We start from the raw sequence: 21,090 nt of genomic DNA, 5'->3' as shown, positions 1-21,090 counted from the left end.
AATCCATCTGAATTGATGGACTTGCGCTTCTCCGGCGCCACCCTTGCGCGCATTCATGCGGCGATGATCACGGGCGGCGAATATTGTGCCTTGCAACATGAAGCGAATCGCCTGATGATACAGGCCTCACGCGATGTAGCGTGACCATGTTCGGATGCGCTGCTCCAAGGGCGGGGCGCCATCCTCACCGATATTCGCAGCAAAGCCGCTGACCGGGCTCACCAGAGGGTGACGTCCGGCCTGCGGCTTTTTTGGTGTCCGTTTATGGGGGACCTACGATGGCAACCGCTTACTGGAAACGTGATGGAGAGGCCGCCGGGAATGCGCCGGTCGACGCGCCGACGACCAGCTTCTGGAAGGCCGGTCATGCACCCACGCTGATCGCCGCCTTTCTCTATTTCGACCTCGCCTTCATGGTGTGGGTCCTGCTCGGGCCGCTGGCCCCGGAAATTTCGAAGACGCTGGCGCTGACCCCGGCGGAAAAGGGCCTGATGGTGGCCACCCCCACGCTCGCCGGGGCGCTGCTGCGGGTGGTCAACGGCCTGCTCGTCGATCGGATCGGACCCAAGCGTTCCGGCGCGATCAGCCAGATCATCGTCATCGCCGGGCTGTTTTCCGCATGGCTTGCAGGCGTGAACAGCTTTGCGGGAACGCTGGCGCTCGGCGTGATCCTCGGCTTTGCGGGCGCGAGTTTCGCGATCGCATTGCCGCTCGCCAGCCGCTGGTACCCGCCCGAGCACCAGGGCAAGGCCATGGGGCTGGCCGGCATGGGCAATTCCGGCACCGTGCTCGCTTCGCTTTTCGCGCCCATGCTGGCCAAGATGTTCGGCTGGAATGCGGTGCTCGGCCTTGCCTGCATCCCGCTGTCGCTGGTCTTCGTCGCCTACATGGTCATGGCGAAGGACGCCCCCGACGCACCGGCTCCGCGCAAGCTGATCGACTATTTCGAACCGCTGCGGCAGGCCGATGCATGGTGGCTGATGGGCTTCTATGCCGTGACGTTCGGCGGTTTCGTGGGCCTTGCCGCCTCGCTGCCGATCTACTTTACCGACCAGTTCGGCCTGACCCCGATCGTCGCGGGATACTGCACGGCGGGCTGCGTCTTTGCCGGGTCGCTGGTGCGGCCCATGGGCGGTGCGCTGGCTGACCGGATTGGCGGCGTGAAGGCGCTGATGGTGGTCTACCTCGTCGCCGCGCTGGCGCTTTCCGGGGTTGCCAATGCCACCAGCCTGCCGGGCGCGCTCGGCATGTTCGTGATGGCCATGCTGGCGCTGGGCACCGGCAACGGCGCGGTCTTCCAACTGGTGCCGCAGCGCTTCCAGGCCGAGATCGGCGTGATGACGGGCCTTGTCGGCATGGCAGGCGGGATCGGCGGGTTCTATCTCGCCAGTTCGCTGGGCCTGGCCAAGCAGATGACCGGCAGTTTCGCGCCGGGCTTCCTGATCTTCGCGGGCCTTGCGCTGGCCGCGCTCGCCTCGGTGGCACTGGTCAAGTCTCGCTGGCGCGCGACCTGGAAGACCGCCGCCCGCATATAATGGGAGTGCATCGCGGCGTTCGGACAGGCTGGTCTGGACGCCGCTGACCCTTGCCCCCCAGGAGATCAGTTCAATGCGATACTTGTTTGGAACGGTGGCCGCGCTGGCCGCTACCGGGTCCGCCCATGCCGAGGAAGTGGACCTGAAGCCCATCGTCGAGGCGCGGGCCCGTTATGAACATGTCGATCAGGACGACATCGATCCGGCCGCCGATGCCGTGATCCTGCGCGTTCGCGGCGGCGCCACGGCCACGACAGGGGCCTTCAGCGCCACGGTCGTCGGACAAGGCACGCTGGCGGTGGTGGACCACTACTACGATGGTCTGAACGGCGCCGCGATCCGTCCGCAGGTATCGGATCCGCAGAACATCGCGCTCTATGTCGCCCAGCTTCAGTACAAGGCGAAGGGCGTGACGCTGACCGCGGGCCGCCAGAAGATCGCGCTCGATGACGAGCGGTTCATCGGCAACGCCGGCTTTCGCGACAACGCGCAGACTTTCGATGCCGTGCGCGCCGAACTCACCCCGCTCAAGGGCCTGAAGCTCGATGTGTCCTACGCCTGGAGCGTGCGCACGATCTGGGGCATCGACGGACATGGCGCCCGCCAGCAGGCGGTGAGCGGGGACAATGTCTTCGCCAACCTGTCCTATGCGACGCCGGTCGGCACGTTCACCGGCTTTGCCTATCTGGTGGATCAGGACGAAGCGGCGGTGCAGGGGTTCCGCCTGTCCAGCCAGACCTATGGCGGGCGTTTCGTGGGCAGCCACGGCTTCGGCAAGGCGGCGAAACTGTCCTGGCAGGCAAGTTATGCCCGCCAGTACGACTGGCACAACAATCCCAACAGCTACCATGCCGACTACTGGCTGGCCGATGCGGTGCTGGACGTGAAGGGATGGAAGCTCAACGCCGGTTATGAAGTGCTGGGCGCTGCCGATGGTACCGCGCTGACCAGCTTCCAGGTCCCGCTCGGCACCAATTTCAAATTCCAGGGCTGGACGGACAAGTTCCTGACGACGCCTGCGAACGGCCTGCGCGATCTCTATTTCGGCGGCGGTTACGGCGTGAAGCAACTGGGGCCGCTCTCCGCCGTCGCCCTGCAGGGAACCTGGCACTGCTTCGACAGCGACCGCCTGGACCAGCACTACGGCAACGAAGTGGATATTATCGCGAGTGCGAAGGTCGCCAGGACGACGATCGCGCTGCGCTATGCGCATTATGACGCCCGCCAGATGGCGGTCGATACCGACAAGTACTGGATTCAGCTGGACTGGGCGATCTGATCGCCACCGTTTACGGAATCGCTTGAGCGTTCGGGCGATTCCGTTTATTGTGCAGTGCAAGGGACGACGTTGTCCCAACCAAACATAGCCGATGCGATCCACTGAAGGGCCGCAGAAGCGCAAACGATGGCAAGGCCGCCATCCAGACTTTCGGTTTTCGAACCGAGGGTCCGGATGGCGGCCTTTTTCTTTTTCTCCTTCGAATTTCTGGAGACGCGGGCATGGAATTTCAGGACGGGATCGAAGCTTCTGCGGACTATGAGAGCACGTTGATCGTGCCCTCCGACGATGTGCGCGAACATCTGGTGGTGGTGGGCAACGGCATGGCCGGATGCCGCGCGGTGGAGGAACTGCTGGCGCGCGATGCCGGGCGCTACCGCGTCACCATCTTCGGCGCGAACCGCATGTGAACTACAACCGCATCATGCTGTCCCCGGTGCTGGCGGGAGAGAAGACCTTCGACCAGATCGTCATCAATACCCGCGAATGGTATGACGGGAACGGCATCGAACTCGTCACGTCGGACCCGGTCACCGCTATCGACCGTGCGGGCAGGACCGTCACCTCGCGGTCGGGCCGCAAGGTCCATTACGACCGGCTGCTGATCGCCACCGGTTCCGATCCCTTCATCATCCCGGTTCCCGGCAAGGACCTGCCCGGCGTCATCTCCTTCCGCGACATGAACGACGTGGACCTGATGCTGGAAGCCGCGGGCAGGGGCGGCGATGCGGTGGTGATCGGCGGGGGGCTGCTCGGCCTCGAGGCCGCGCACGGCCTGACCCTGCGCGGGATGAAGGTCACCGTGATCCACCTGATGCCCACCCTGATGGAGCGCCAGCTGGACGAGGCGGCGGGCTGGCTGCTCAAGAGCGCGCTCGAAGGACGGGGCCAGACCATCCTGACCGGCGCCGATACCGCCGAAATCCTGGGCGACGGCAAAGTCGAGAACGTGCGCCTGAAGGACGGCCGCGAAATCCCGGCCAGCCTCGTGGTCATGGCGGTGGGCATCCGTCCCTCCACGGCACTGGCGCGCGCCGCCGGGCTGGATGTGGGGCGCGGCATCAGGGTCGACGATCACATGGTGACGAGCGACCCCGCCGTGCTCGCGGTGGGCGAATGCGTCGAGCATGACGGGAACGTCTACGGCCTTGTCGCGCCGCTCTGGGACATGTGCCGCAGTCTCGCCGATGGCCTGACCGACCGCCACAGCGGCTATCGCGGTTCGGTCACGTCCACCAAGCTCAAGGTCGCCGGGCTCGACGTGTTCTCGGCCGGTGACTTCTCGGGCGGAGAGGGCTGCGAGGATATCGTCCTGCGCGACGCCTCGCGCGGGATCTACAAGCGCGTCGTCGTGAAGGACGGCAAGGTCGTGGGCGCGGTGCTCTACGGCGATACGGCCGACGGCAACTGGTACTTCGACCTGTTGAAGAAGGGGGAGGACGTTTCGGAAATCCGCGACTTCCTGATCCTGGGGCAGGCCTTCGCCTCGGGCGGCACGGCGGACCCGCTGGCGGCGGTGGCGGCGGTGGCGGCGCTTTCCGACGATGCCGAGGTCTGCGGCTGCAACGGCGTTTCCAAGCGGCAGGTCGTCGGCTCGATCGCCGGCGGCGCCTGCAGCCTCGACGCCGTGCGCGCCACCTGCAAGGCATCGGCAAGCTGCGGTTCCTGCACCGGTCTGGTCGAGAGCCTGCTGGCGCTGACCCTGGGCGAGGAGGTCAAGTCCGGCCCGAAGACGATGTGCAAGTGCACCAGCTTCACGCATGACGACGTGCGGCGCGAGATCGTGGCGCAGCACATGAAATCGATCCCCGAAGTGATGCAGAAGCTTCACTGGTCCACGCCCGACGGCTGCTCGTCCTGCCGCCCGGCGCTCAACTACTACCTGCTCTGCGCGCTCCCCGGCGAATACGAGGATGACCAGCAGAGCCGCTTCGTCAACGAACGCATGCACGCCAATATCCAGAAGGACGGCACTTATTCGGTGGTTCCCCGCATGTGGGGCGGCCTGACCAACCCCCGCGAACTGCGCGCGATCGCCGATGTGGTGGAGAAGTACGACGCGCCGATGGTGAAGGTCACCGGCGGGCAGCGGCTCGACATCTTCGGGATCAAGAAGGAAGACCTCCCCGCCGTCTGGGCCGATCTCAATGCCGCCGGGATGGTTTCCGGCCATGCCTACGGCAAGTCGCTGCGCACGGTGAAGACGTGCGTGGGCAGCGAATGGTGCCGCTTCGGCACGCAGGATTCCACCGGCCTTGGCGTGAAGACCGAGCGGATGACCTGGGGCTCGTGGATGCCGCACAAGTTCAAGATCGCGGTCTCCGGCTGCCCGCGCAATTGCGCCGAGGCGACGATCAAGGACTTCGGGATCGTCTGCGTGGATTCGGGCTATGAACTCCACGTCGGCGGCAACGGCGGCATTCACGTTCGCGCCACCGACTTCCTCTGCAAGGTCGCCACCGAGCAGGAGGCGCTCGATTACTGCGCCGCCTTCACCCAGCTCTACCGCGAGGAGGCGCGCTATCTCGAACGCACCGCGCCATGGATCGAACGCGTCGGCGTCGAATATGTGAAGCAGCGCATCGTCGAGGACGACACCGGACGCGAGGCCTTGCGCAGCCGCTTCCTCTATTCGCAGAGCTTCAGCCAGGAAGACCCCTGGGCCGAACGCGCGGCCGGTCACAAGGCCGAACTGCACCAGCACCTTGAACCCCTGGCCATTGCAGCGGAGTAATGCACATGAACGACTGGATCGACATCGGCACCCTCTCCGACATTCCCCTGCGCGCGCCCGGACCGTGCAGATCGAGGGCGAAAAGGAAATCGCGGTGTTCCGCGCCGGAGACGACCGGGTCTTCGCACTCGTCAACGAATGCCCGCACAAGAAGGGCCCGCTCAGCCAGGGCATCGTCCACGGCCATGCGGTGCCTGCCCGCTGCACAACTGGAACATCGCGCTTGCCAGCGGCGAGGCGCAGGGCGAGGACAAGGGCTGCACCCCGACGATCCCGGTGCGGATGGAAGGGGAGCGTATCCTGATCGCGCACCCGCAGAGCCTGAAGGTCGCGGCGTGATGGCGGCGGGGGACCTCATCGCGCCGGGGCAGGTCTGGCTGGTGGGTGCGGGGCCGGGCGATCCCGACCTGCTCACCCGCAAGGCCGAAAGGCTGATCGCGGCGGCGGATGTGGTGTTCTACGACGCGCTGGTCGGGCCGGGCGTGCTGGACCTGATCCCCGCGCGACGGAACGGGTCAGCGTCGGCAAGCGTTCCGGCCGCCACAGCAAGGAGCAGGGTTCGATCAACGACCTGCTGCTGGAAGCGGCGCGCGCGGGCAAGCGGGTGGTGCGGCTGAAGGGCGGTGATCCCTCGGTATTCGGGCGTTCGGCGGAGGAGATGGATCACCTTGCAGCGGCGGGCGTTCCGGTGCGGATCTGCCCCGGCATCACCACCGCCAGCGCGGCGGCGGCGAGCGGGCTGGCCTCGCTCACCCTGCGCGGCGTGGCGCGCGGCCTGACGCTGGTGACCGCGCATCTCAAGGCGGGCGAGCCTTTGCGGCTGGACTGGGAAACGCTGGCCCGGCCGGGCGGCACACTCGGCGTCTACATGGGGCGCGCGGCGGCGGGCGAGATCGGCCGTTCGCTGATCGCCGCCGGACGCGATCCCGATACGCCGGTGATGATCGCGGTCAACGTGTCCCTCCCGAGCGAGCGCCTGATCCGGGGCAAGCTTTCGGCGCTGGCCTTCCTCGTCGCCACGATCAGCGATGACGACCCGACGCTGCTGCTGATCGGCGAAGCCGTGGAGACCCGGCGCGCGGCAGTGGACGTGCTGCGGGAACTGGCCTGCCCGGCCTGATGACGGCGCCCGCATCCTTTGCGATAGACGATGCCCATGCCGTAGTGACCGGAATGCTGGGCGGGCCGGGCAGGACCGAAACCGTGGCGCTGGGCGCGGGTCTTGGCCGGATCGCCGCGCGCGGTGTCGCCGCGACCGGGGATCAGCCCCGCTTCGCGGCGGCGGCGATGGACGGCTGGGCGATATGCCGAGGGGATGATGGCGGGCAGGAAGGTGGCGGGACGTCGTTCCGGGTCATCGGCGAAAGCCGCGCCGGCCACGCGTTCCAGGGCGAATTGCAGGCGGGCGAGGCGGTTCATGTCTCCACCGGCGCGATGATGCCCGGCGGCGCCGATGCCCTCGTGCGGCGCGAGCAGGGACGTCAGCTCGGCACCGTGCTTTCCATCGGCGAATGCGTGAGCGGGCGCGATATCCGGCCGCGCGGCTGTGATTTCCGGCAGGGCGACCGTCTGCTGGCGGCGGGCAAGCGGATCGATCATTTCGATATCGCGCGGCTGGCCGCCTCGGGCACCGCGCAAGTGGAGGTTCGCGCCCGCCCGCGCGTGGCGCTGCTCGCCACCGGGGACGAACTCGTGGTTCCCGGTGCAACGGCACATGCCGCCGCGAACTATGACGCGCTGTCGCCCGCGCTTTGCGCAAGGCTGGGACAGGTCGGCGCGGCGGTGCTGGACCTTGGCATTGCGGGGGATGACGACGCCGCGATCGCCGCGCGCCTTCGCCGCGCCGATGCGGAGATCCTCGTCGTCATCGGCGGTGCGTCCGGTGGGCGGCATGACCGGGTGCGCGCGGCGCTTGGCGGGCTGGGACTGTCGGTCCTGGTGCCGAGCGTGCGGATGCGGCCGGGAAAGCCGTTCTGGTTCGGCCGCCTTGGGGATGACCGTTTCGTCATGGGCCTGCCCGGCAACCCCGTGGCGGCGCTGGCGGCGGCGGAGCTGTTCCTGGTTCCGGCCCTGCTCGCGCTTCAGGGGCTGGGCGCGGCCATAAGCTGGACCGATTGCCCGGAGCTGGGCGATCCGGCAGGGGGAGCGGGCTGCGAACGCCTGCGTTTCGCGCGCCTTGCCGATAACGCGGGCGCCGGGCGGTGCATTGAACTGCTGGGCGGCAGCGACAGCGCCGCATTGGCCCCGCTGCTGGGTGCGAATGCGCTGGTGCGGCTGGGAAGCGCGCCAATGGCGGCCTTGCGCAATTCCTGCGGCTTGCGGGCTTCGCCTGAGCGGCAAATCTTCCGGCATGGATTGACGGGAGCGCGTTCCTTTCGATAAATCGCTTCTGCGAATCATTATCAAATAACTATCAAATATCGATGCAGGGCGTTGAGCCGGTTCGCCCGCTCCGGCGATCGTGCCGGAATTGTCGCGTTCCCAAGCGTCGATGCAGTGAGGGGCCGGATCTTCGCCTGGCGGCGGGGTCTGCTGCTCGCTCGCTTGCGAAGAGGGTACGAAGAAGATGAAGAGAATGATGCTCAAGTCGGCGCTGCTCGCGGCGACCCTGGCCGGCGGTCTGGCCCTTGCCGGACCTGCCATGGCGGACGGGCCGGTCGCCGGGCGTTCGGCGGAGGCGGAGACCGCGGCGTTCGATGCGGACCGTGCTGCGATCCTTGCCATGGCGGGCAATTACAAGGTCACCTTCGACATGCGCGAGACCACGCCATGGCGCGCCGATTACACGCCGATTCCGGGCAAGGTCTCGGGCGGGCACGAAGCGGTTCGCGTGATCGAGGACAGCGGGCGGCGCATCGTGCTGCAGCACCTGCTCGTGGTGGACGAGGGCGACGGCAAGCAGATGGTCATCAAGCACTGGCGGCAGGACTGGACGTACGAGCCGGAAAGCGTGCTGGTCTACGCGGGGAAGGGGCGCTGGAACGTCGAGGCCGTGCCCGCCGCCTTCCGCAAGGGGCGCTGGTCGCAGACGGTGTGGCAGACGGACGATTCCCCGCGCTATGGCGGCTGGGGGCAGTGGACCGAGGAAGGCGGGGTGCGCCGCTGGCGCAGCAACTGGACCTGGCGTCCGCTTGCCCGCCGCGATGCCGTGCGCAAGCCGCCCTATGACCGCTATCTCGCGATCAACCGCCATTCGCCGAGCCCCGCCGGGTGGATTCACTGGCAGGACAATATCAAGGAGGGGCCTGAACCGGGTTCCGCCGATGGCAGGATCGTGCCCTTCGTGCAGGAATCGGTGCTGAACAGCTATGTGCGCGACGACAGCGTCAGCCTGGCCGCGGCCGACAGCTACTGGGCGGCGACGAAGGATTACTGGGCCGCGATCCGCACCGACTGGGACGAGGCGATCGCCCGCGACAAGGGCGTTTCCGTGGCCGAAGTGGCCGAAACCGGCTCTGCCAGCGGCGAGCGGCTGATGGGGCTCGCCGACGATATCCAGTCCGGCAAGGTCAGGCTGCCGCAGGCGGTGCAGCGCGGCAAGGCGGTGATCGCCGAAGTAACGCGCCGCTAGGCCGGAGCGGAGCAACAGAAGGTTGTCTAATTGATCTTCGCATTGCCGTTCCCTTTTTCTCGTGCCCGATTGCCAATGGTTGTCTTCGGGGTCATCGGACGGTTCTATGAACTGGTTGTCCGTGCCTCATGATCGCGGCCTAGCGGGTGTGGGTGGACGTCTCTGGGTCCCAAACGAGGTTGAAGCCTCCACTTTCTTGACGAGATCGTCCGGGCATGGCTGAGCGGGAACGGGGCGCTGAATCAGGCCCAGCGGAACTCGGTCTCGTTCAACCAAATGGAATGGAGTAATGTAGCCAGTTTGCGGGCGACCGCGATTTTGGCGCGCTTGGGGCCCTTAGCTTCGGCCATTTTCCTGCCCCAGGTTTGAAGGGCGCAAGGCCTTTTGAGGCGAGTGAGAAGGATATTGGCGGCTTCATATAGCGAGTGTCGCAACATCGGATCGCCAGCCTTTGAAATATGCCCTTGCGTATCCCGCTCACCTGACTGGCTTCGTCGCGGAACCAGGCCGGCATAGGCGCCTACATCGTCGCCTCTGGCGAAGCGACGAGGGTCTTCGATGCTCATGGTGTAGGTGAGCGCCGTAATCGGACCGACGCCCGGAACTGTCATCAGTCGTGCGCAAACCGGGTCAGACGCAGCGCGCTTCTCCAAATTGCTGTTCAAGTTCCGCAACTGCTTTTCGACCGCTTCGATGGATGCCAGAAGTGGCGCGAACAGCGCTTCGAGATCAGGACGCTGAGAATACAGCACGGACAGGCGCCCGGCGCGTTTGCCGGGTGCTCTGGCCGAACCAAGCTGAAGGCCGAACAGCTTCAACAAGCCGCGAAGCTGGTTGATCATGGCAGTCCGTGCCGTGATCAGCTGAGCCCGAATGCGAATGGCGGCACGGTCGAAATGCGTGGCCGACGCCTTCATGTGGATGCGCTTGAACCAGCCTGTCCGCGCCATTTGGGCGAGCCCCTCGGCGTCATGAACATCGCTTTTGTTAACCCGCGCCGAAAGCACGCCCTTGGCGTGACGAGCGCAGATGCATTCTATCGGAACATCGCGGGCCACCATGCCATGATAGAGGAACGTCGAAAGCGGTCCAGTCTCCATCACGACCCGGACCAGATCCGGGCAATATCTGCCAAGCCATTTGGCGAGAATGGCTGGATCGCTGGCCATCACCTCGCGCCTGAGCACAGCGCCTTCGACGTCCACCACACAAACATGCGTGGCCTTGTCACTCACATCCAGTACTGCATAGATCGGCATCGGTCACCCTCCTGCATTGAAGCGGTCATCCGACTTCGTACCATCCAAGAGGGTGGCTACATCAATTACGCGGTGTCCCAACCAGAACCCCTGTCCCCGTCTCCAGTGGGGGCAGGGGTTCCTGGCATCCGGTTTGATCGCAAGCTTCGGAGTGACAGGCGGCGGATCGGCGCGCTAGGTCCGCTGCGATGAGGCAGACCGATAGTATCGACTGGCAGGCCATTGCCGCCGATCTGGATAATGAGGGCTGGGCCGTGCTGCCCGGCCTGCTGGACGAGGCGGAATGCGATGCCGTGGCCGGGCTCTATGGCCCTTCCGACCGGTTCCGCAGCCATGTCCACATGGCGCGTCACGGCTTCGGCTTGGGGGAATACCGCTACTTCGCCTATCCGCTCCCGCCGCTGGTGCAGGATTTGCGGGCCGCGCTCTACCCCGCCCTCGCGCCGGTGGCCAACCGCTGGCACGAGCGCATGGGGATCGACACCCGTTTTCCCGAAGATCATGCCGCATTCCTGGCGCGCTGCCATGCGGCGGGCCAGCGCCGACCCACGCCGCTGCTGCTGCAATACGGCCCGGGCGATTACAACTGCCTTCACCAGGACCTTTACGGCGAACATGTCTTCCCCTTGCAGGTGGCGGTGCTGCTGTCCTCTCCGGGGCGGGATTTCACCGGCGGGGAGCTGGTCCTGACCGAGCAGCGTCCGCGCATGCAGTCGCGTCCGGTCGTGGTGCCGCTGGGCAAGGGGGACGGGGTGGTCTTCGCGGTGAACCAGCGCCCGCAGAAGGGATCGCGCGGGGATTACCGCGTGGTGATGCGGCATGGCGTCTCGAAACTGCGCACAGGGCGGCGCCATACGCTGGGGATCATTTTCCACGATGCAGCCTGACCTCTTCGCCGACACGCGCAGCCGCATCGATCTCGGCCCGGGCGCGGTGCTGCTCGGCGGTTTCGCGCTGGCCGAAGCGGAAGCGCTGATCGGCGAAATTCCGGCCCTCGCCGCCGTTTCGGGATTTCGCCACATGGAGACCCGCAGCGGCGGAAGGCTCTCGGTCGCCATGTTCAACTGCGGGGAGACCGGCTGGGTGAGCGACCGGCGCGGCTATCGCTATCAGGCCATCGATCCGCGGACCGACCGGCCCTGGCCGGCGATCCCGCCCCGGTTCCTGGCGCTGGCCGCGGGCGCGGCGGCGCAGGCGGGTTATCCCGGCTTCGTGCCCGACGCCTGCCTCGTCAATCGCTACGACGCCGAGACGAAGCTCTCGCTCCACCAGGACATGGACGAGCGCGACCATTCGGCGCCGATCGTCTCGGTCTCGCTGGGACAGGCCGCCACGTTTCTGTGGGGCGGCCTGTCCCGCAGCGATCGCCCGCGCCGCCACCGGGTGCTGCATGCCGACGTGGTAGTCTGGGGCGAGCCTTCGCGCATGGTGTTCCACGGGGTGGACAGCGTGGAGCGGGGCACGCATCCTCTCACCGGCCCGTGCCGCTACAACCTCACATTCCGGAAAGCCCGATGACCGATACGATCCACCGCTGCCGCTGGGCCGAGGGCGATGCCCGCATGCAGGCCTATCACGACGAGGAATGGGGCGTGCCGATCCGCGATTCCCGCGCGCTCTGGGAGAAGATGGTGCTCGACACCTTCCAGGCGGGCCTGTCCTGGCGCACGATCCTCAACAAGCGCGAGGCCTTCCGCGCCGCTTTCGAGGATTTCGAGCCGGAACGCATCGCCGCCTATGGCCCTGCCGAGATCGCGCGCCTGATGGGCGATGCCGGTATCGTGCGCGCCCGCGCCAAGATCGAGGCGACCATCCGCAACGCACGTGCCTTCCTGGCCATGCAGGAGCAGGGCGAGGACTTCTCGCGGTTCGTCTGGTCGTTCGTGGGCGATGCGCCGCAGAAGGGCGACGGCACCGGCAGCGCCGCCCGGTCCGCCGCCGGAGACGCGCTTTCGGCCGCGCTGAAGAAGCGCGGTTTCTCGTTCGTGGGGCCGGTGGTGGTCCATGCCTGGCTTCAGGCAACGGGGGTGATAAACGATCACGAGGCGACCTGCTTCCGCCGTTGATATCGCGCCTTTCCAAGATCGCATCGGCCCGATAGCATCCGGCTTCCAGTTGCAGGGGGTATGGGCGATGCGGTCGAAGTTCCTTTCGGGCCTGACGGTCATGAGCGCGGCTCTGGCGGCCATGCCCGCCTTTGCGCAAAGCGTGCCGACAGCGCCGCCGGTTGCGGAGAAGAAGCCCTATCAGGTGCCTTCTCCCGGCGGCCCGCGCGAGGATGACTATTACTGGCTGCGCGACGATACCCGCAAGAACGCCGAGATGCTCTCCTACCTCGCCGCCGAAAACGCCTGGACCGATGCGCAGATGGCGCGGCTCAAGCCGTTGGCGCAGAAGCTTTACGAAGAGACCGTCTCGCACATCAAGCAGGACGACAACTCCGTTCCCTATGACGACAACGGCTGGTCCTACGCCCGCCGTTTCGCCGCGGGCGCGGACTATCCGGTGAACGAACGCCGCAAGGCGGGGACCACCGGCGCATGGCAGGTGCTGTTCGATCAGCCCGCCATGGCGAAGGGGCACAGCTTCTTCTCGCTCGGCGACTTCGCGGTGAGCGACGACAATACCAAAGTCGCCTGGGCGGAGGATACCGTCGGTCGGCGGCAGTATGTCCTGCGGGTCAAGGACATCGCGACCGGCAAGGTCATGAGCGACACCGTCGGCAATGTGGAACCCAATCTGGTATGGAGCGGGGACGGGCGCACCGTGCTCTATATCGCCAAGGATCCGGTGACCCTGCGCGGCTATCAGGTGAAGGCCCATGTGCTCGGCACCGCCCCGGCGAGCGACCGGCTGCTCTACGAGGAGAAGGACGACACCTTCCAGATGGGCATCCTGCGCACGCGGGACAGCAAATACGTCTGCGTGGTGGTGCAGAGCACCGTCAGCGACGAGCAGCGCTGCGCGCCTGCGGCCTCGCCCGCCCCGGCCGCCTTCACCACCATCGCCCCGCGCGAGAAGGAGTTCCGCTACTCCGCCGAACACCTCGGCGATCGCTGGGTGATCCGCACCAATCGCGGCGCGAAGAACTACAAGCTGGTGACCCTTGCAGATGCCGGGGCGGCGAAGGGCGAGGCTGTTTGGAAGGATCTCGCTCCCGCCAGCGACACCGTCTTCATCGAGGATTTCGCGCCGTTCGAGGGCTTCGTCGCCATCGACCAGCGCGAAGGCGGCAACCGCATGATCCGCCTGCTGACCGATGCCGGAAAATCGATCCCGGTCGAGGCCGGCGAGCCTGCCTACCGGATGGCGCTAGACGTCAACAGGGTGCCGTCCTCGCGCTGGGTCCGCTATACTTACGGTTCTCTCGTCACGCCGACGACGACGATCGAGATCGATGCCGGAACCGGCGAGAAACGCGTGCTCAAGGTCACGCCGGTGCCGGGCTACGATCCCTCGAAATACGTGACCGAGCGGGTCTGGGCTACCGCGCGGGACGGAACCCGGGTGCCGGTGTCGCTGGTCCATGCCAGGGGCGTGAAGCGAGACGGCACTGCCCCGCTGTTCCAGTATGCCTACGGCAGCTACGGCTATTCGACGATCCGGCGGTCATCCTTCGCGGATCGGGATGCTGGACCGGGGCGTGGTCTATGCCATCGCCCATATTCGCGGCGGGCAGGAAATGGGGCGCGGCTGGTACGACGACGGGCACCTGCTGAACAAGAAGAACACCTTCACCGACTTCATCGACGTGACCCGCTATCTCGTGGCGCAGGCCTACGGGGCGAAGGGCCGGGTGGCCGCGATGGGCGGCAGCGCGGGCGGGCTGCTGATGGGCGCCGTCGCCAACATGGCGCCGCAGGACTACAAGGCGATCGTCGCGCAAGTGCCGTTCGTGGACGTGGTGACGACGATGCTCGACGCTTCGATCCCGCTCACCACTTTCGAATACGACGAATGGGGCAATCCCGCGGTCCAGCCCTATTACGACTACATGCTGAGCTATTCGCCCTACGACAACGTGACCGCGAAAGCCTATCCCTCGCTGTTCGTATCGACCGGGCTGTGGGACAGCCAGGTCCAGTACTACGAACCGGCCAAGTGGGTCGCGAAGCTGCGCGCCACCAAGACCGATGCCAACCCGCTGCTGTTCCGCATCAACATGGAGGCCGGGCACGGCGGCAAGTCGGGCCGGTTCGAACGCTACCGCGATTCGGCGGAATGGACGGCTTTCGTGCTGGACCAGCTCGGCGTTCCCCAATGAGCAGCGCGCGCTTTCCTTGACTCCTTGCGGGCGTTCGCTTAGGGGCCATCGTTTACCGATCCACCAGATTTCATACGGAGTGCCCATGGCGCGCGTTACCGTCGAAGATTGCGTCGACAAGATCCCCAACCGCTTCGATCTGGTCCTGCTGGCCGCACAGCGTGCGCGCGAGATTTCGGGCGGTGCCGAACTCACCATCGAACGCGACCGTGACAAGAACCCGGTCGTCGCCCTGCGCGAAATCGCGGAGCAGACCGTGACCCCGGCGGTCCTCAAGGAAACGCTGGTCACCTCGATGCAGCGCGTTCTGCCCGACGACGACGACGAGATGGACGAAATCGGTTCGCTCAGCCAGTCGGCCGAAGCCCTGCGCATCACCGCGTCGGCTCCGACCCGCAATACCTCGCTGGGCGGCGATTACGACGGTTGATCTTGCGCGTTCCCGGTTGACGGATCGCCGCTGACCGGCAACCATCGTTCAGGTGGTTGGCAAGAAACACAAGTTGCCCCGGATTGCCGGGGCTGCCGGCGGGCCGCCCCGAAGGGCGCGGCCCGTTGTTGCGAGTTCGCGGCACGAACGCGCGCCCGGCGCCACGATCGCCATCTACAGCGTCAAGGGCGGGGTCGGGAAGACGACTTTCGCGGCCAATCTCTCCTGGTGTGCGGCGCAGACCGGGCGGCGCACGCTGCTGTGGGATCTCGATGCGGCGGGAGGCTCCGGCTTCCTCTACGGGCTGGAGCCGGGACGCTCGGGTCTCGCCGAAGAGGTATTTTCGCGCGATCGCCCGGCATCGCGGCTGATCCAGCATACCGCGTGGGAGAACATAGACGTCCTCCCCGCCGATGAAAGCATTCGCGCGCTCGATGCCCAGCTCATGCGGATCGGCAAGCGCAAGCGGCTGGCGAAACTCGCCGGGGAGCTTTCGGAAAACTATGAGCGCATCGTGCTCGATTGTCCTCCGGTCATGAACGAACTTTCGGCCCAGGTCGTGCGCGCGGCCGACCTGGTGATCGTGCCGCTGCCGCCATCGCCGCTTTCGGCGCGGGCCTTCGAACTGGTAGTGCGCGAGATCGCGGGCAATACCCGCCGCCATCCGCCGATCCTGCCAGTGCTCTCGATGCTCGACTTGCGCCGCGCGCTGCACAAGCAGGCGCGCGAGGCGAACCCGAACTGGCCCTCCATCCCCTATGCCAGCGCGGTCGAACAATGCGCCGTGCAGCGCCAGCCGGTGGGCGTCCATGCACCGCAGAGCCCCGCCGCGCAGCAGTTCTCCCGGCTGTGGGGCGCGATCGAGGCGAAGCTGGCCGAACGCGCGGGCTGAGGGTTCTTGCGGAACCGCTGTTCAGCGGCGGCGCAAAAGGGTAGATTTCCCGCGCTTCAGGGGGAATGCATGAACGAGATCAGCGAAAGTCTGGCCGAAATCGGGCAGGGCGGCCTCATCGCGAACGCGGCCGAGCCGCACCGGGACGCGGGCGACACCGGCCATACGCATGAAACCGCGTGCCTCAATTGCGGCACGGCGCTGATCGGTTCGCACTGCCATGCCTGCGGACAGGCCGCCCACGTCCACCGCAGCCTCGGCGCGTTCTTCCACGACCTGCTGCACGGCGTGTTCCATTTCGAGGGGCGGATCTGGCGGACCCTGCCGATGCTGCTGCGCCGTCCGGGCCGGCTGACGCGCGAATATATCGACGGCCGCCGAGCAAGCTATGTCTCGCCGATCGCGCTGTTCCTGTTCAGCGTGTTCCTGATGTTCGCGGTGTTCCACGCGGTGGAGGATCACGAGACCATCGCCGCCGCACCTGTCGAGAGCGGAGACTTCGAGACGGCGGCGACGGCCGGCCAGCAGAAGCTGGACGGGCTGAAGGCACAGCGCCGGACGCTGCGCGCGCAAGGCAGCGATACCGCCGAGGTCGAGCGGCGGATCGACGAGCAGCGCCAGGCGCTCGAAGTGCTGAAGGAGACGCGGGCGGCGGTAGCGGGGAATGGCGGCGAACAGCATTTCAGCGATATTCGCCCGCTCGACAAGGCTATCGGCAAGTTCCGCAAGAACCCCGAACTCGCGGCCTACAAGCTCCAGACTTACGCCTACAAGTACAGCTGGGCGCTGATCCCGATCTCGGTTCCGTTCCTGTGGCTGCTGTTCCCCTTCAGCCGCCGGTTCCATCTCTACGATCACACGGTCTTCGTGACTTATTCGCTCTGCTTCATGACCCTGCTGGTGATCCTGGGCATGGCGCTTCAGGCAGCCGGGGCGGGCTTCGTGGCAGGCTTGCTGTTCTTCGTGCCGCCGTTCCATATGTATGCACAACTGCGCGGCGCCTATGGGGTGGGCCGCTTCGGCGCGATATGGCGCACGGTGCTGCTGGGCTGGTTCGCCTCCACCGCGCTACTGCTGTTCTTCATCATGATCATGGCGCAGATCAGCCTCTGATACCCGCCTCGCCCTGCGGGCAGCGGCCTGCTAAGGCGCGGGGGTGATGACCAGCCAGCCGAATCCCGCCGCCAGCCCCGAGACCGAGACCGAACCCGATTTCGTCGTCGTCGACGTGGAGACCGCCTGTTCGCGGGTCAGCAGTATCTGCCAGATCGGCATCGTGGGCTTTCGAAACGGGCGGGAGACTTTCGCCTACGAAACGCTGGTCGACCCGCGCGACGAATTCTCGCCGTTCAACGTGGGCATCCATGGCATCAGGCCCGAGCAGGTCGTGGGCCATCCCTGCTTCGGCGATATTCACGCCGCCGTCACCGGGCATCTGGCCGGGCGGATCACCGTTGCCCATTCCCACTTCGACAAGGGCGCGCTTGCCGCAGCCTGCCGGATCGGCGAACTGCCGGAGATCGAGACGCGCTGGCTCGACAGCGTGCGCGTGGCCAAGCGGGCCTGGCCCGAGCTTCCCAGCCACCGGCTCAATATCCTGACCTCGTTCCTCGGTATCGAGCACCGCCATCACGACGCGCTGAGCGATGCGCGCGCGGCCGGCATGGTGATCGTCCGTGCCATCGAACATACCGGTCTCGGGCTCGACGGGTGGATGACCGCCCCGGCCAGGAAGAAGATCGAGGTGCCTCAGCCCGCCACAGACGGTCCGCTCTCGGGCGAACGTGTCGCCATTCTGGGAGAGCCGCGCGATGGCCCGCTGGCACAGTTCGTGGCGCGGGCGGGCGGGCGCGTGGTGGCTTCGGTGGGGATGACCACGACGATGCTGGTCGTCAGCACGAAGAACCCCTACGGCCGCTGGGTCAGCGCCGCGCCCCAGCACCGCAAGGCGCAGGAACTGCGCGATGCAGGCCGGCCGATCGCCATCCTGACCGAGGGCGATTTGCGCAGCAGGTTCTGATCGGGCGGCCCCGGCAAGGAGCGGGGCGGACGCCCTTTCCCGGTCAGGCGGCTTCGCGTTGCAGCCAGCCGCGCAGCAGGAAATTGGTCTGCTCGGGATGCTCCAGCGCGGCCATGTGCCCGCAAGAGCCGATCTCGTGATAGCTGGACGTGGCGATCCGCTCGTGGATTTCGCGGGCGTGATCGGGCGGGGTGATGCGGTCGCCGTCACCGACGACGATCATCGTCGGCACCTTGATCCGGCTCAGGCCCTCGAGCGAATCGGGACGGGTCATGATCGCGTGCTGCTGGCGGATGAACGCCTCGCCGCCGACGCGTGACGCCATGGCGCGCATCTCGTCTGCGACATGGCCTTCGGTGTGATCGGGATGGACCAGATCGCCGAGCAGCTTGCGGGTGACGCCAAGGAACTTGCCGCGCTGGAGCGAGGCGATGCCCGCCTTGCGTTGCAGGGTGCGTTCCGGCGTGTCGCTGCGGGCGCTGGAGTTGATGAGCGCGAGGCGGCTCACGCGTTCCGGCGCGCGGCGCATGATTTCCAGCGCGACATAGCCGCCCATCGACAGGCTCACCAGCGAGAAGCGGCGCGGCGCGGCGGCCAGCGTGCGTTCGGCCATGGCGCCGATCGTGTCGTCCAGCGTGAGGTCGGCGACCATCGGCGCGGCGACATCGGCAAGGCTGCGGATCTGGCGGCTCCAGAGGGACTGGTCGCACAGCAGGCCGGGCAGGAACACCACGGGTTCCAGCGCAGGCGCGGCGCGGGTTTCCACCTGCCGCTCGTCAGTCATGAACCAGTCGGCACGGGCCTGCGTGCCGGTTTCCTCAATTGCCAGAGTCGCCATATCAAATCTCCTGGGCCCGAATTGGGCTTGTGATCGTCATCTGTCCAATTCATGATGATGGCGATCTTGATATGTTTTAGGTATGATGTGGAACTCCGGCATATTCGCTACTTCCTCGCCGTGGCCGAGGAGCGCCATTTTACCCGCGCCGCGCAGCGCCTGGGCATCGGGCAGCCGCCGCTCAGCCACCAGATCAAGGATCTGGAGCGTGAAGTGGGCACTCCGCTGTTCCACCGCATTCCGCAAGGCGCCGAACTGACCGAGGCCGGGCGGGCCTTCGAGGAGCGGGTTCGCGCGATTCCCGGCATCGTTGCCGAAGCGGTGAGCGCCGCGCAGCGGGCCGCGGCAGGGGAAACGGGGCGGATTCGCGTGGGCTTCACCGGATCGGCGGCGTTCAACCCGCTCGTGCCGCAGGCGATCCGCATCTATCGGCGGCGCTTTCCCGAGGTGGAGCTGAGCCTGACCGAGCACAATTCCAACGGTCTGGTGGAAGGGCTCGGGGACGGTTCGCTGGACGTGGCGTTCCTGCGCCCCGATGCCGTGGACAAGACCGGCCTGCGCCTGTTCCATCTGGCCGACGAACCCCTGATCGCGGCGCTGGCCTCTTCGCGAATGCCGCATGGCGATCCGATCCGGCTGGAGCAGCTTGCGCTCGATCCGTTCATCCTCACGCCGCGCGCGCTTGGTCCCACGCTGTTCGATGCCACGCTGGAGGCCTGCCGAAGGGCCGGGTTCGATCCGGTGATCGGCCAGTCGGCGCCGCAGGTGGCGTCCGTGCTGGCACTGGTGGCGGCGGAACTCGGAGTGGCGCTGGTGCCGCATTCCATGCGTGACGCCTCGTTCAGGGGCGTGACCTATCACGACCTCGAAGGCGACATGCCGACCGCGACGCTGGCGCTGGCGATCCGCAGCGACGAGCGCGCCGCGACGGTCAGCGCCTTCGTGGCGGAAGCCCGCTTTCCCAGCGAGCCGGACGGAGGCTGAGGATCAGCGCACGCGCACCTTGCGCGCCTGCATGAGCGTGAGCGCGATCATCAGCCGCGTGGAATGGATCGCGCCATCCAGCAGGGTGCCGCGCGGCTCCGCGCAGGCGAGCGTGACGGGGCGAAGTTCAGGCCCTTCGAGCAGGCTGACCATCAGCCGTTCGTCGGATGAGAGGCGGTGCGCAAGGCCCAGCCGCATCGGGCGGCCCAGCGCGGCTTCGAAGAGCAGGCAGAAACTGTCGATCACCGGCGCGAGCATGGCGCAGTCGAACAGGTCGAGCCGGGCGGCGAGGCTGGGCTGGGCATGTTCGCCATCCTCGCGCGCACTGCGCCAGCACCGGGCGATGTCGACCAGCACGCTGGCGGGAAGGGTGCGGCGGGCAAAGGCGGGCTTGAAATCCTGCAGGGGCTCGGGATCGCCCGGAACGGAACTGCCGGAGCAGGACGCGCAAGGCACGGGAACGGGAAAATGAAAGGACATAACGAGGCACTCCAGGTCGCACCATTATGCTAATGCAAATCATTCGCAAATAAAAGCCCCGAAGCCGTCGTCCCGGCGCTGGGCGCGCACGGGCCGGCTTGCCGGGCTGAGCCCGCGCCTGATCGGCCCGCACCGACCGGCGCGGGTAACGGCAGGCACATCCCCGCCGTCACCCGCGGCCCCGGTCCTGCTATCGGCCCAACCCCGCGATCCCGCCGGGCCGGGCGCGCTCAGGGGCGGAAGCCGCCCGAAGGCCGTTGGCCGCCCGGAGGCGCGGTGAAGAACAGCTTGCGGAACGTGAGCTGGAACGCCCGGCCCACCGGGTCGAGGTAATAGGGCGAATAGGCGTAGGGCGTGTCGCCGTTGCCGTCGCGCACCTTCTGGCGGGAGTCGAGCAGGTTGGAGACCGAGAACGTCACGCGCGCGCCGCGCAGGAACGGGATCTTGTCCACCAGCTTGGGTTGCTGGCCGAGATCGGCGAAGAGCCGCAAGTCGAACTTGGCGAAATCGTCGAAGCGCAGCTTGGTCGCCGCATAGCCGTCCACGCCGTCCACCGTGGTGCCGCTTTGCCAGCTTCCGGTCAGGCGCATTCCGAGGCCGCTCTGCGAATAGCCGGTCTGGAGTTCCAGCTTGTGGCGGGGCGTGCCGCCGCTGCTGGCGCCGATGGTGCCGCCGTTGAGGAGATCGATCTCCGGCTGCCCATCGCGCAGCACGACGCGGTCGGAGAAGACCCAGGTGTGGTAGAGCGAGAACGTCATGCGTCCGCCGCGCCCGCCGCCGGGCCCGCCGAAGCCGCGCGGACCG

General features: G+C 66.7%; 16 protein-coding genes and 5 pseudogenes. 17 read left to right on the top strand and 4 right to left on the bottom strand.

Annotated elements, in window-relative coordinates; all coding sequences use genetic code 11:
- The first annotated feature begins 278 nt into the window (after positions 1–278).
- The 7 genes and pseudogenes from ADT71_RS08620 to ADT71_RS08590 all read left to right on the top strand — a co-directional run bounded on the left by ADT71_RS08620 (position 279) and on the right by ADT71_RS08590 (position 9,119).
- Complete coding sequence (locus ADT71_RS08620) at positions 279–1,535, top strand: NarK/NasA family nitrate transporter (protein ID WP_054436248.1); 1,257 nt, start codon at positions 279–281, stop codon at positions 1,533–1,535.
- Between the two features lie 73 nt (positions 1,536–1,608).
- Entirely contained in the window at positions 1,609–2,814 is a 1,206-nt protein-coding gene (locus ADT71_RS08615) for an alginate export family protein (RefSeq protein WP_054436247.1), read from the top strand.
- Positions 2,815–3,035: 221 nt separating this feature from the next.
- Positions 3,036–5,548: pseudogene (gene nirB / locus ADT71_RS08610) on the top strand (nitrite reductase large subunit NirB).
- A 5-nt stretch (positions 5,549–5,553) separates the two neighbouring features.
- Positions 5,554–5,887 (top strand): annotated as a pseudogene (gene nirD / locus ADT71_RS08605) (nitrite reductase small subunit NirD).
- A pseudogene (gene cobA / locus ADT71_RS08600) lies at positions 5,887–6,668 on the top strand (uroporphyrinogen-III C-methyltransferase). The pseudogenes nirD and cobA overlap by 1 nt, the downstream one beginning before the upstream one ends.
- Positions 6,668–7,930, top strand: coding sequence for a molybdopterin molybdotransferase MoeA (locus ADT71_RS08595; RefSeq protein ID WP_054436246.1), 1,263 nt, complete (start codon positions 6,668–6,670; stop codon positions 7,928–7,930). Before cobA ends, ADT71_RS08595 begins: the two are co-directional and overlap by 1 nt.
- A 193-nt stretch (positions 7,931–8,123) precedes the next feature.
- Entirely contained in the window at positions 8,124–9,119 is a 996-nt protein-coding gene (locus tag ADT71_RS08590) for a DUF6607 family protein (RefSeq protein WP_054436245.1), read from the top strand.
- Positions 9,120–9,361: 242 nt separating this feature from the next.
- Here the strand turns inward: ADT71_RS08590 and ADT71_RS08585 are convergent, their stop codons facing one another.
- Positions 9,362–10,378, bottom strand: coding sequence for an IS110 family transposase (locus ADT71_RS08585; RefSeq protein WP_054436244.1), 1,017 nt, complete (start codon positions 10,376–10,378; stop codon positions 9,362–9,364).
- A 188-nt stretch (positions 10,379–10,566) separates the two neighbouring features.
- Between ADT71_RS08585 and ADT71_RS08580 the strand changes: the two genes are divergently transcribed.
- The 9 genes and pseudogenes from ADT71_RS08580 (at position 10,567) to ADT71_RS08545 (ending at position 17,984) form a co-directional block, all read left to right on the top strand.
- On the top strand, positions 10,567–11,265 hold the full coding sequence (locus ADT71_RS08580) for a 2OG-Fe(II) oxygenase (RefSeq protein WP_054436243.1): 699 nt from the start codon (positions 10,567–10,569) through the stop codon (positions 11,263–11,265).
- Positions 11,255–11,896 carry a DNA oxidative demethylase AlkB gene (gene alkB / locus ADT71_RS08575; protein ID WP_054436242.1) on the top strand — a complete coding sequence of 214 codons (642 nt, stop codon included), beginning with the start codon at positions 11,255–11,257 and terminating at the stop codon, positions 11,894–11,896. The genes ADT71_RS08580 and alkB overlap by 11 nt, the downstream gene beginning before the upstream one ends.
- Complete coding sequence (locus tag ADT71_RS08570) at positions 11,893–12,444, top strand: DNA-3-methyladenine glycosylase I (RefSeq protein WP_054436241.1); 552 nt, start codon at positions 11,893–11,895, stop codon at positions 12,442–12,444. Before alkB ends, ADT71_RS08570 begins: the two co-directional genes overlap by 4 nt.
- Before the next feature lie 67 nt (positions 12,445–12,511).
- Positions 12,512–13,750, top strand: a pseudogene (locus ADT71_RS33345) (S9 family peptidase); the annotation flags it as partial.
- A gap of 199 nt (positions 13,751–13,949) precedes the next feature.
- Positions 13,950–14,642 (top strand): prolyl oligopeptidase family serine peptidase, encoded by a 693-nt coding sequence (locus tag ADT71_RS33340; RefSeq protein WP_369818211.1) that lies wholly within the window; start codon positions 13,950–13,952, stop codon positions 14,640–14,642.
- Between the two features lie 85 nt (positions 14,643–14,727).
- A complete protein-coding gene (gene rpoZ, locus ADT71_RS08560) occupies positions 14,728–15,072 on the top strand; it encodes a DNA-directed RNA polymerase subunit omega (protein WP_054436240.1) in 345 nt (114 codons plus the stop codon).
- Positions 15,073–15,145: 73 nt separating this feature from the next.
- The gene (locus ADT71_RS08555; protein WP_231635740.1) at positions 15,146–15,964 is read left to right on the top strand and encodes a ParA family protein; all 819 of its coding nucleotides are present in this window, start codon (positions 15,146–15,148) and stop codon (positions 15,962–15,964) included.
- 69 nt (positions 15,965–16,033) lie between these two features.
- The gene (locus ADT71_RS08550) at positions 16,034–17,077 is read left to right on the top strand and encodes a DUF3667 domain-containing protein (RefSeq protein WP_054436239.1); all 1,044 of its coding nucleotides are present in this window, start codon (positions 16,034–16,036) and stop codon (positions 17,075–17,077) included.
- Between the two features lie 46 nt (positions 17,078–17,123).
- Positions 17,124–17,984: an exonuclease domain-containing protein gene (locus ADT71_RS08545; protein WP_054436238.1), complete on the top strand. Its 861-nt coding sequence runs from the start codon at positions 17,124–17,126 to the stop codon at positions 17,982–17,984.
- 43 nt (positions 17,985–18,027) lie between these two features.
- Here ADT71_RS08545 and ADT71_RS08540 read toward each other — a convergent pair whose 3' ends face one another.
- Complete coding sequence (locus ADT71_RS08540; RefSeq protein ID WP_197282960.1) at positions 18,028–18,822, bottom strand: alpha/beta fold hydrolase; 795 nt, start codon at positions 18,820–18,822, stop codon at positions 18,028–18,030.
- Between the two features lie 87 nt (positions 18,823–18,909).
- Between ADT71_RS08540 and ADT71_RS08535 the strand changes: the two genes are divergently transcribed.
- Positions 18,910–19,806: a LysR family transcriptional regulator gene (locus ADT71_RS08535; RefSeq protein WP_054436237.1), complete on the top strand. Its 897-nt coding sequence runs from the start codon at positions 18,910–18,912 to the stop codon at positions 19,804–19,806.
- A 3-nt stretch (positions 19,807–19,809) separates the two neighbouring features.
- Here the strand turns inward: ADT71_RS08535 and ADT71_RS08530 are convergent, their stop codons facing one another.
- The gene (locus tag ADT71_RS08530) at positions 19,810–20,286 is read right to left on the bottom strand and encodes a hypothetical protein (protein WP_054436236.1); all 477 of its coding nucleotides are present in this window, start codon (positions 20,284–20,286) and stop codon (positions 19,810–19,812) included.
- 230 nt (positions 20,287–20,516) lie between these two features.
- Positions 20,517–21,090: pseudogene (locus tag ADT71_RS32010) on the bottom strand (TonB-dependent receptor); the annotation flags it as partial.

This window comes from Novosphingobium sp. ST904 (assembly GCF_001298105.1).
Classification (GTDB): domain Bacteria; phylum Pseudomonadota; class Alphaproteobacteria; order Sphingomonadales; family Sphingomonadaceae; genus Novosphingobium.
The sequence above is the reverse complement of the archived record's forward strand: the minus strand, read 5'-3'. Positions and strand labels throughout refer to the sequence as shown.

What these genes read in the sequence shown, in the direction of transcription:
- ADT71_RS08530 (WP_054436236.1), bottom strand. Translation starts at nt 20,286, where the DNA reads ATGTCCTTTCATTTTCCCGTTCCCGTGCCTTGCGCGTCCTGCTCCGGC.
- ADT71_RS08580 (WP_054436243.1), top strand. Translation starts at nt 10,567, where the DNA reads ATGAGGCAGACCGATAGTATCGACTGGCAGGCCATTGCCGCCGATCTG.
- ADT71_RS08570 (WP_054436241.1), top strand. Translation starts at nt 11,893, where the DNA reads ATGACCGATACGATCCACCGCTGCCGCTGGGCCGAGGGCGATGCCCGC.
- rpoZ (WP_054436240.1), top strand. Translation starts at nt 14,728, where the DNA reads ATGGCGCGCGTTACCGTCGAAGATTGCGTCGACAAGATCCCCAACCGC.
- ADT71_RS08590 (WP_054436245.1), top strand. Translation starts at nt 8,124, where the DNA reads ATGATGCTCAAGTCGGCGCTGCTCGCGGCGACCCTGGCCGGCGGTCTG.
- ADT71_RS08550 (WP_054436239.1), top strand. Translation starts at nt 16,034, where the DNA reads ATGAACGAGATCAGCGAAAGTCTGGCCGAAATCGGGCAGGGCGGCCTC.
- ADT71_RS08615 (WP_054436247.1), top strand. Translation starts at nt 1,609, where the DNA reads ATGCGATACTTGTTTGGAACGGTGGCCGCGCTGGCCGCTACCGGGTCC.
- ADT71_RS08585 (WP_054436244.1), bottom strand. Translation starts at nt 10,378, where the DNA reads ATGCCGATCTATGCAGTACTGGATGTGAGTGACAAGGCCACGCATGTT.
- ADT71_RS08595 (WP_054436246.1), top strand. Translation starts at nt 6,668, where the DNA reads ATGACGGCGCCCGCATCCTTTGCGATAGACGATGCCCATGCCGTAGTG.
- ADT71_RS08545 (WP_054436238.1), top strand. Translation starts at nt 17,124, where the DNA reads ATGACCAGCCAGCCGAATCCCGCCGCCAGCCCCGAGACCGAGACCGAA.
- ADT71_RS08620 (WP_054436248.1), top strand. Translation starts at nt 279, where the DNA reads ATGGCAACCGCTTACTGGAAACGTGATGGAGAGGCCGCCGGGAATGCG.
- ADT71_RS33340 (WP_369818211.1), top strand. Translation starts at nt 13,950, where the DNA reads ATGCCTACGGCAGCTACGGCTATTCGACGATCCGGCGGTCATCCTTCG.
- alkB (WP_054436242.1), top strand. Translation starts at nt 11,255, where the DNA reads ATGCAGCCTGACCTCTTCGCCGACACGCGCAGCCGCATCGATCTCGGC.
- ADT71_RS08540 (WP_197282960.1), bottom strand. Translation starts at nt 18,822, where the DNA reads ATGGCGACTCTGGCAATTGAGGAAACCGGCACGCAGGCCCGTGCCGAC.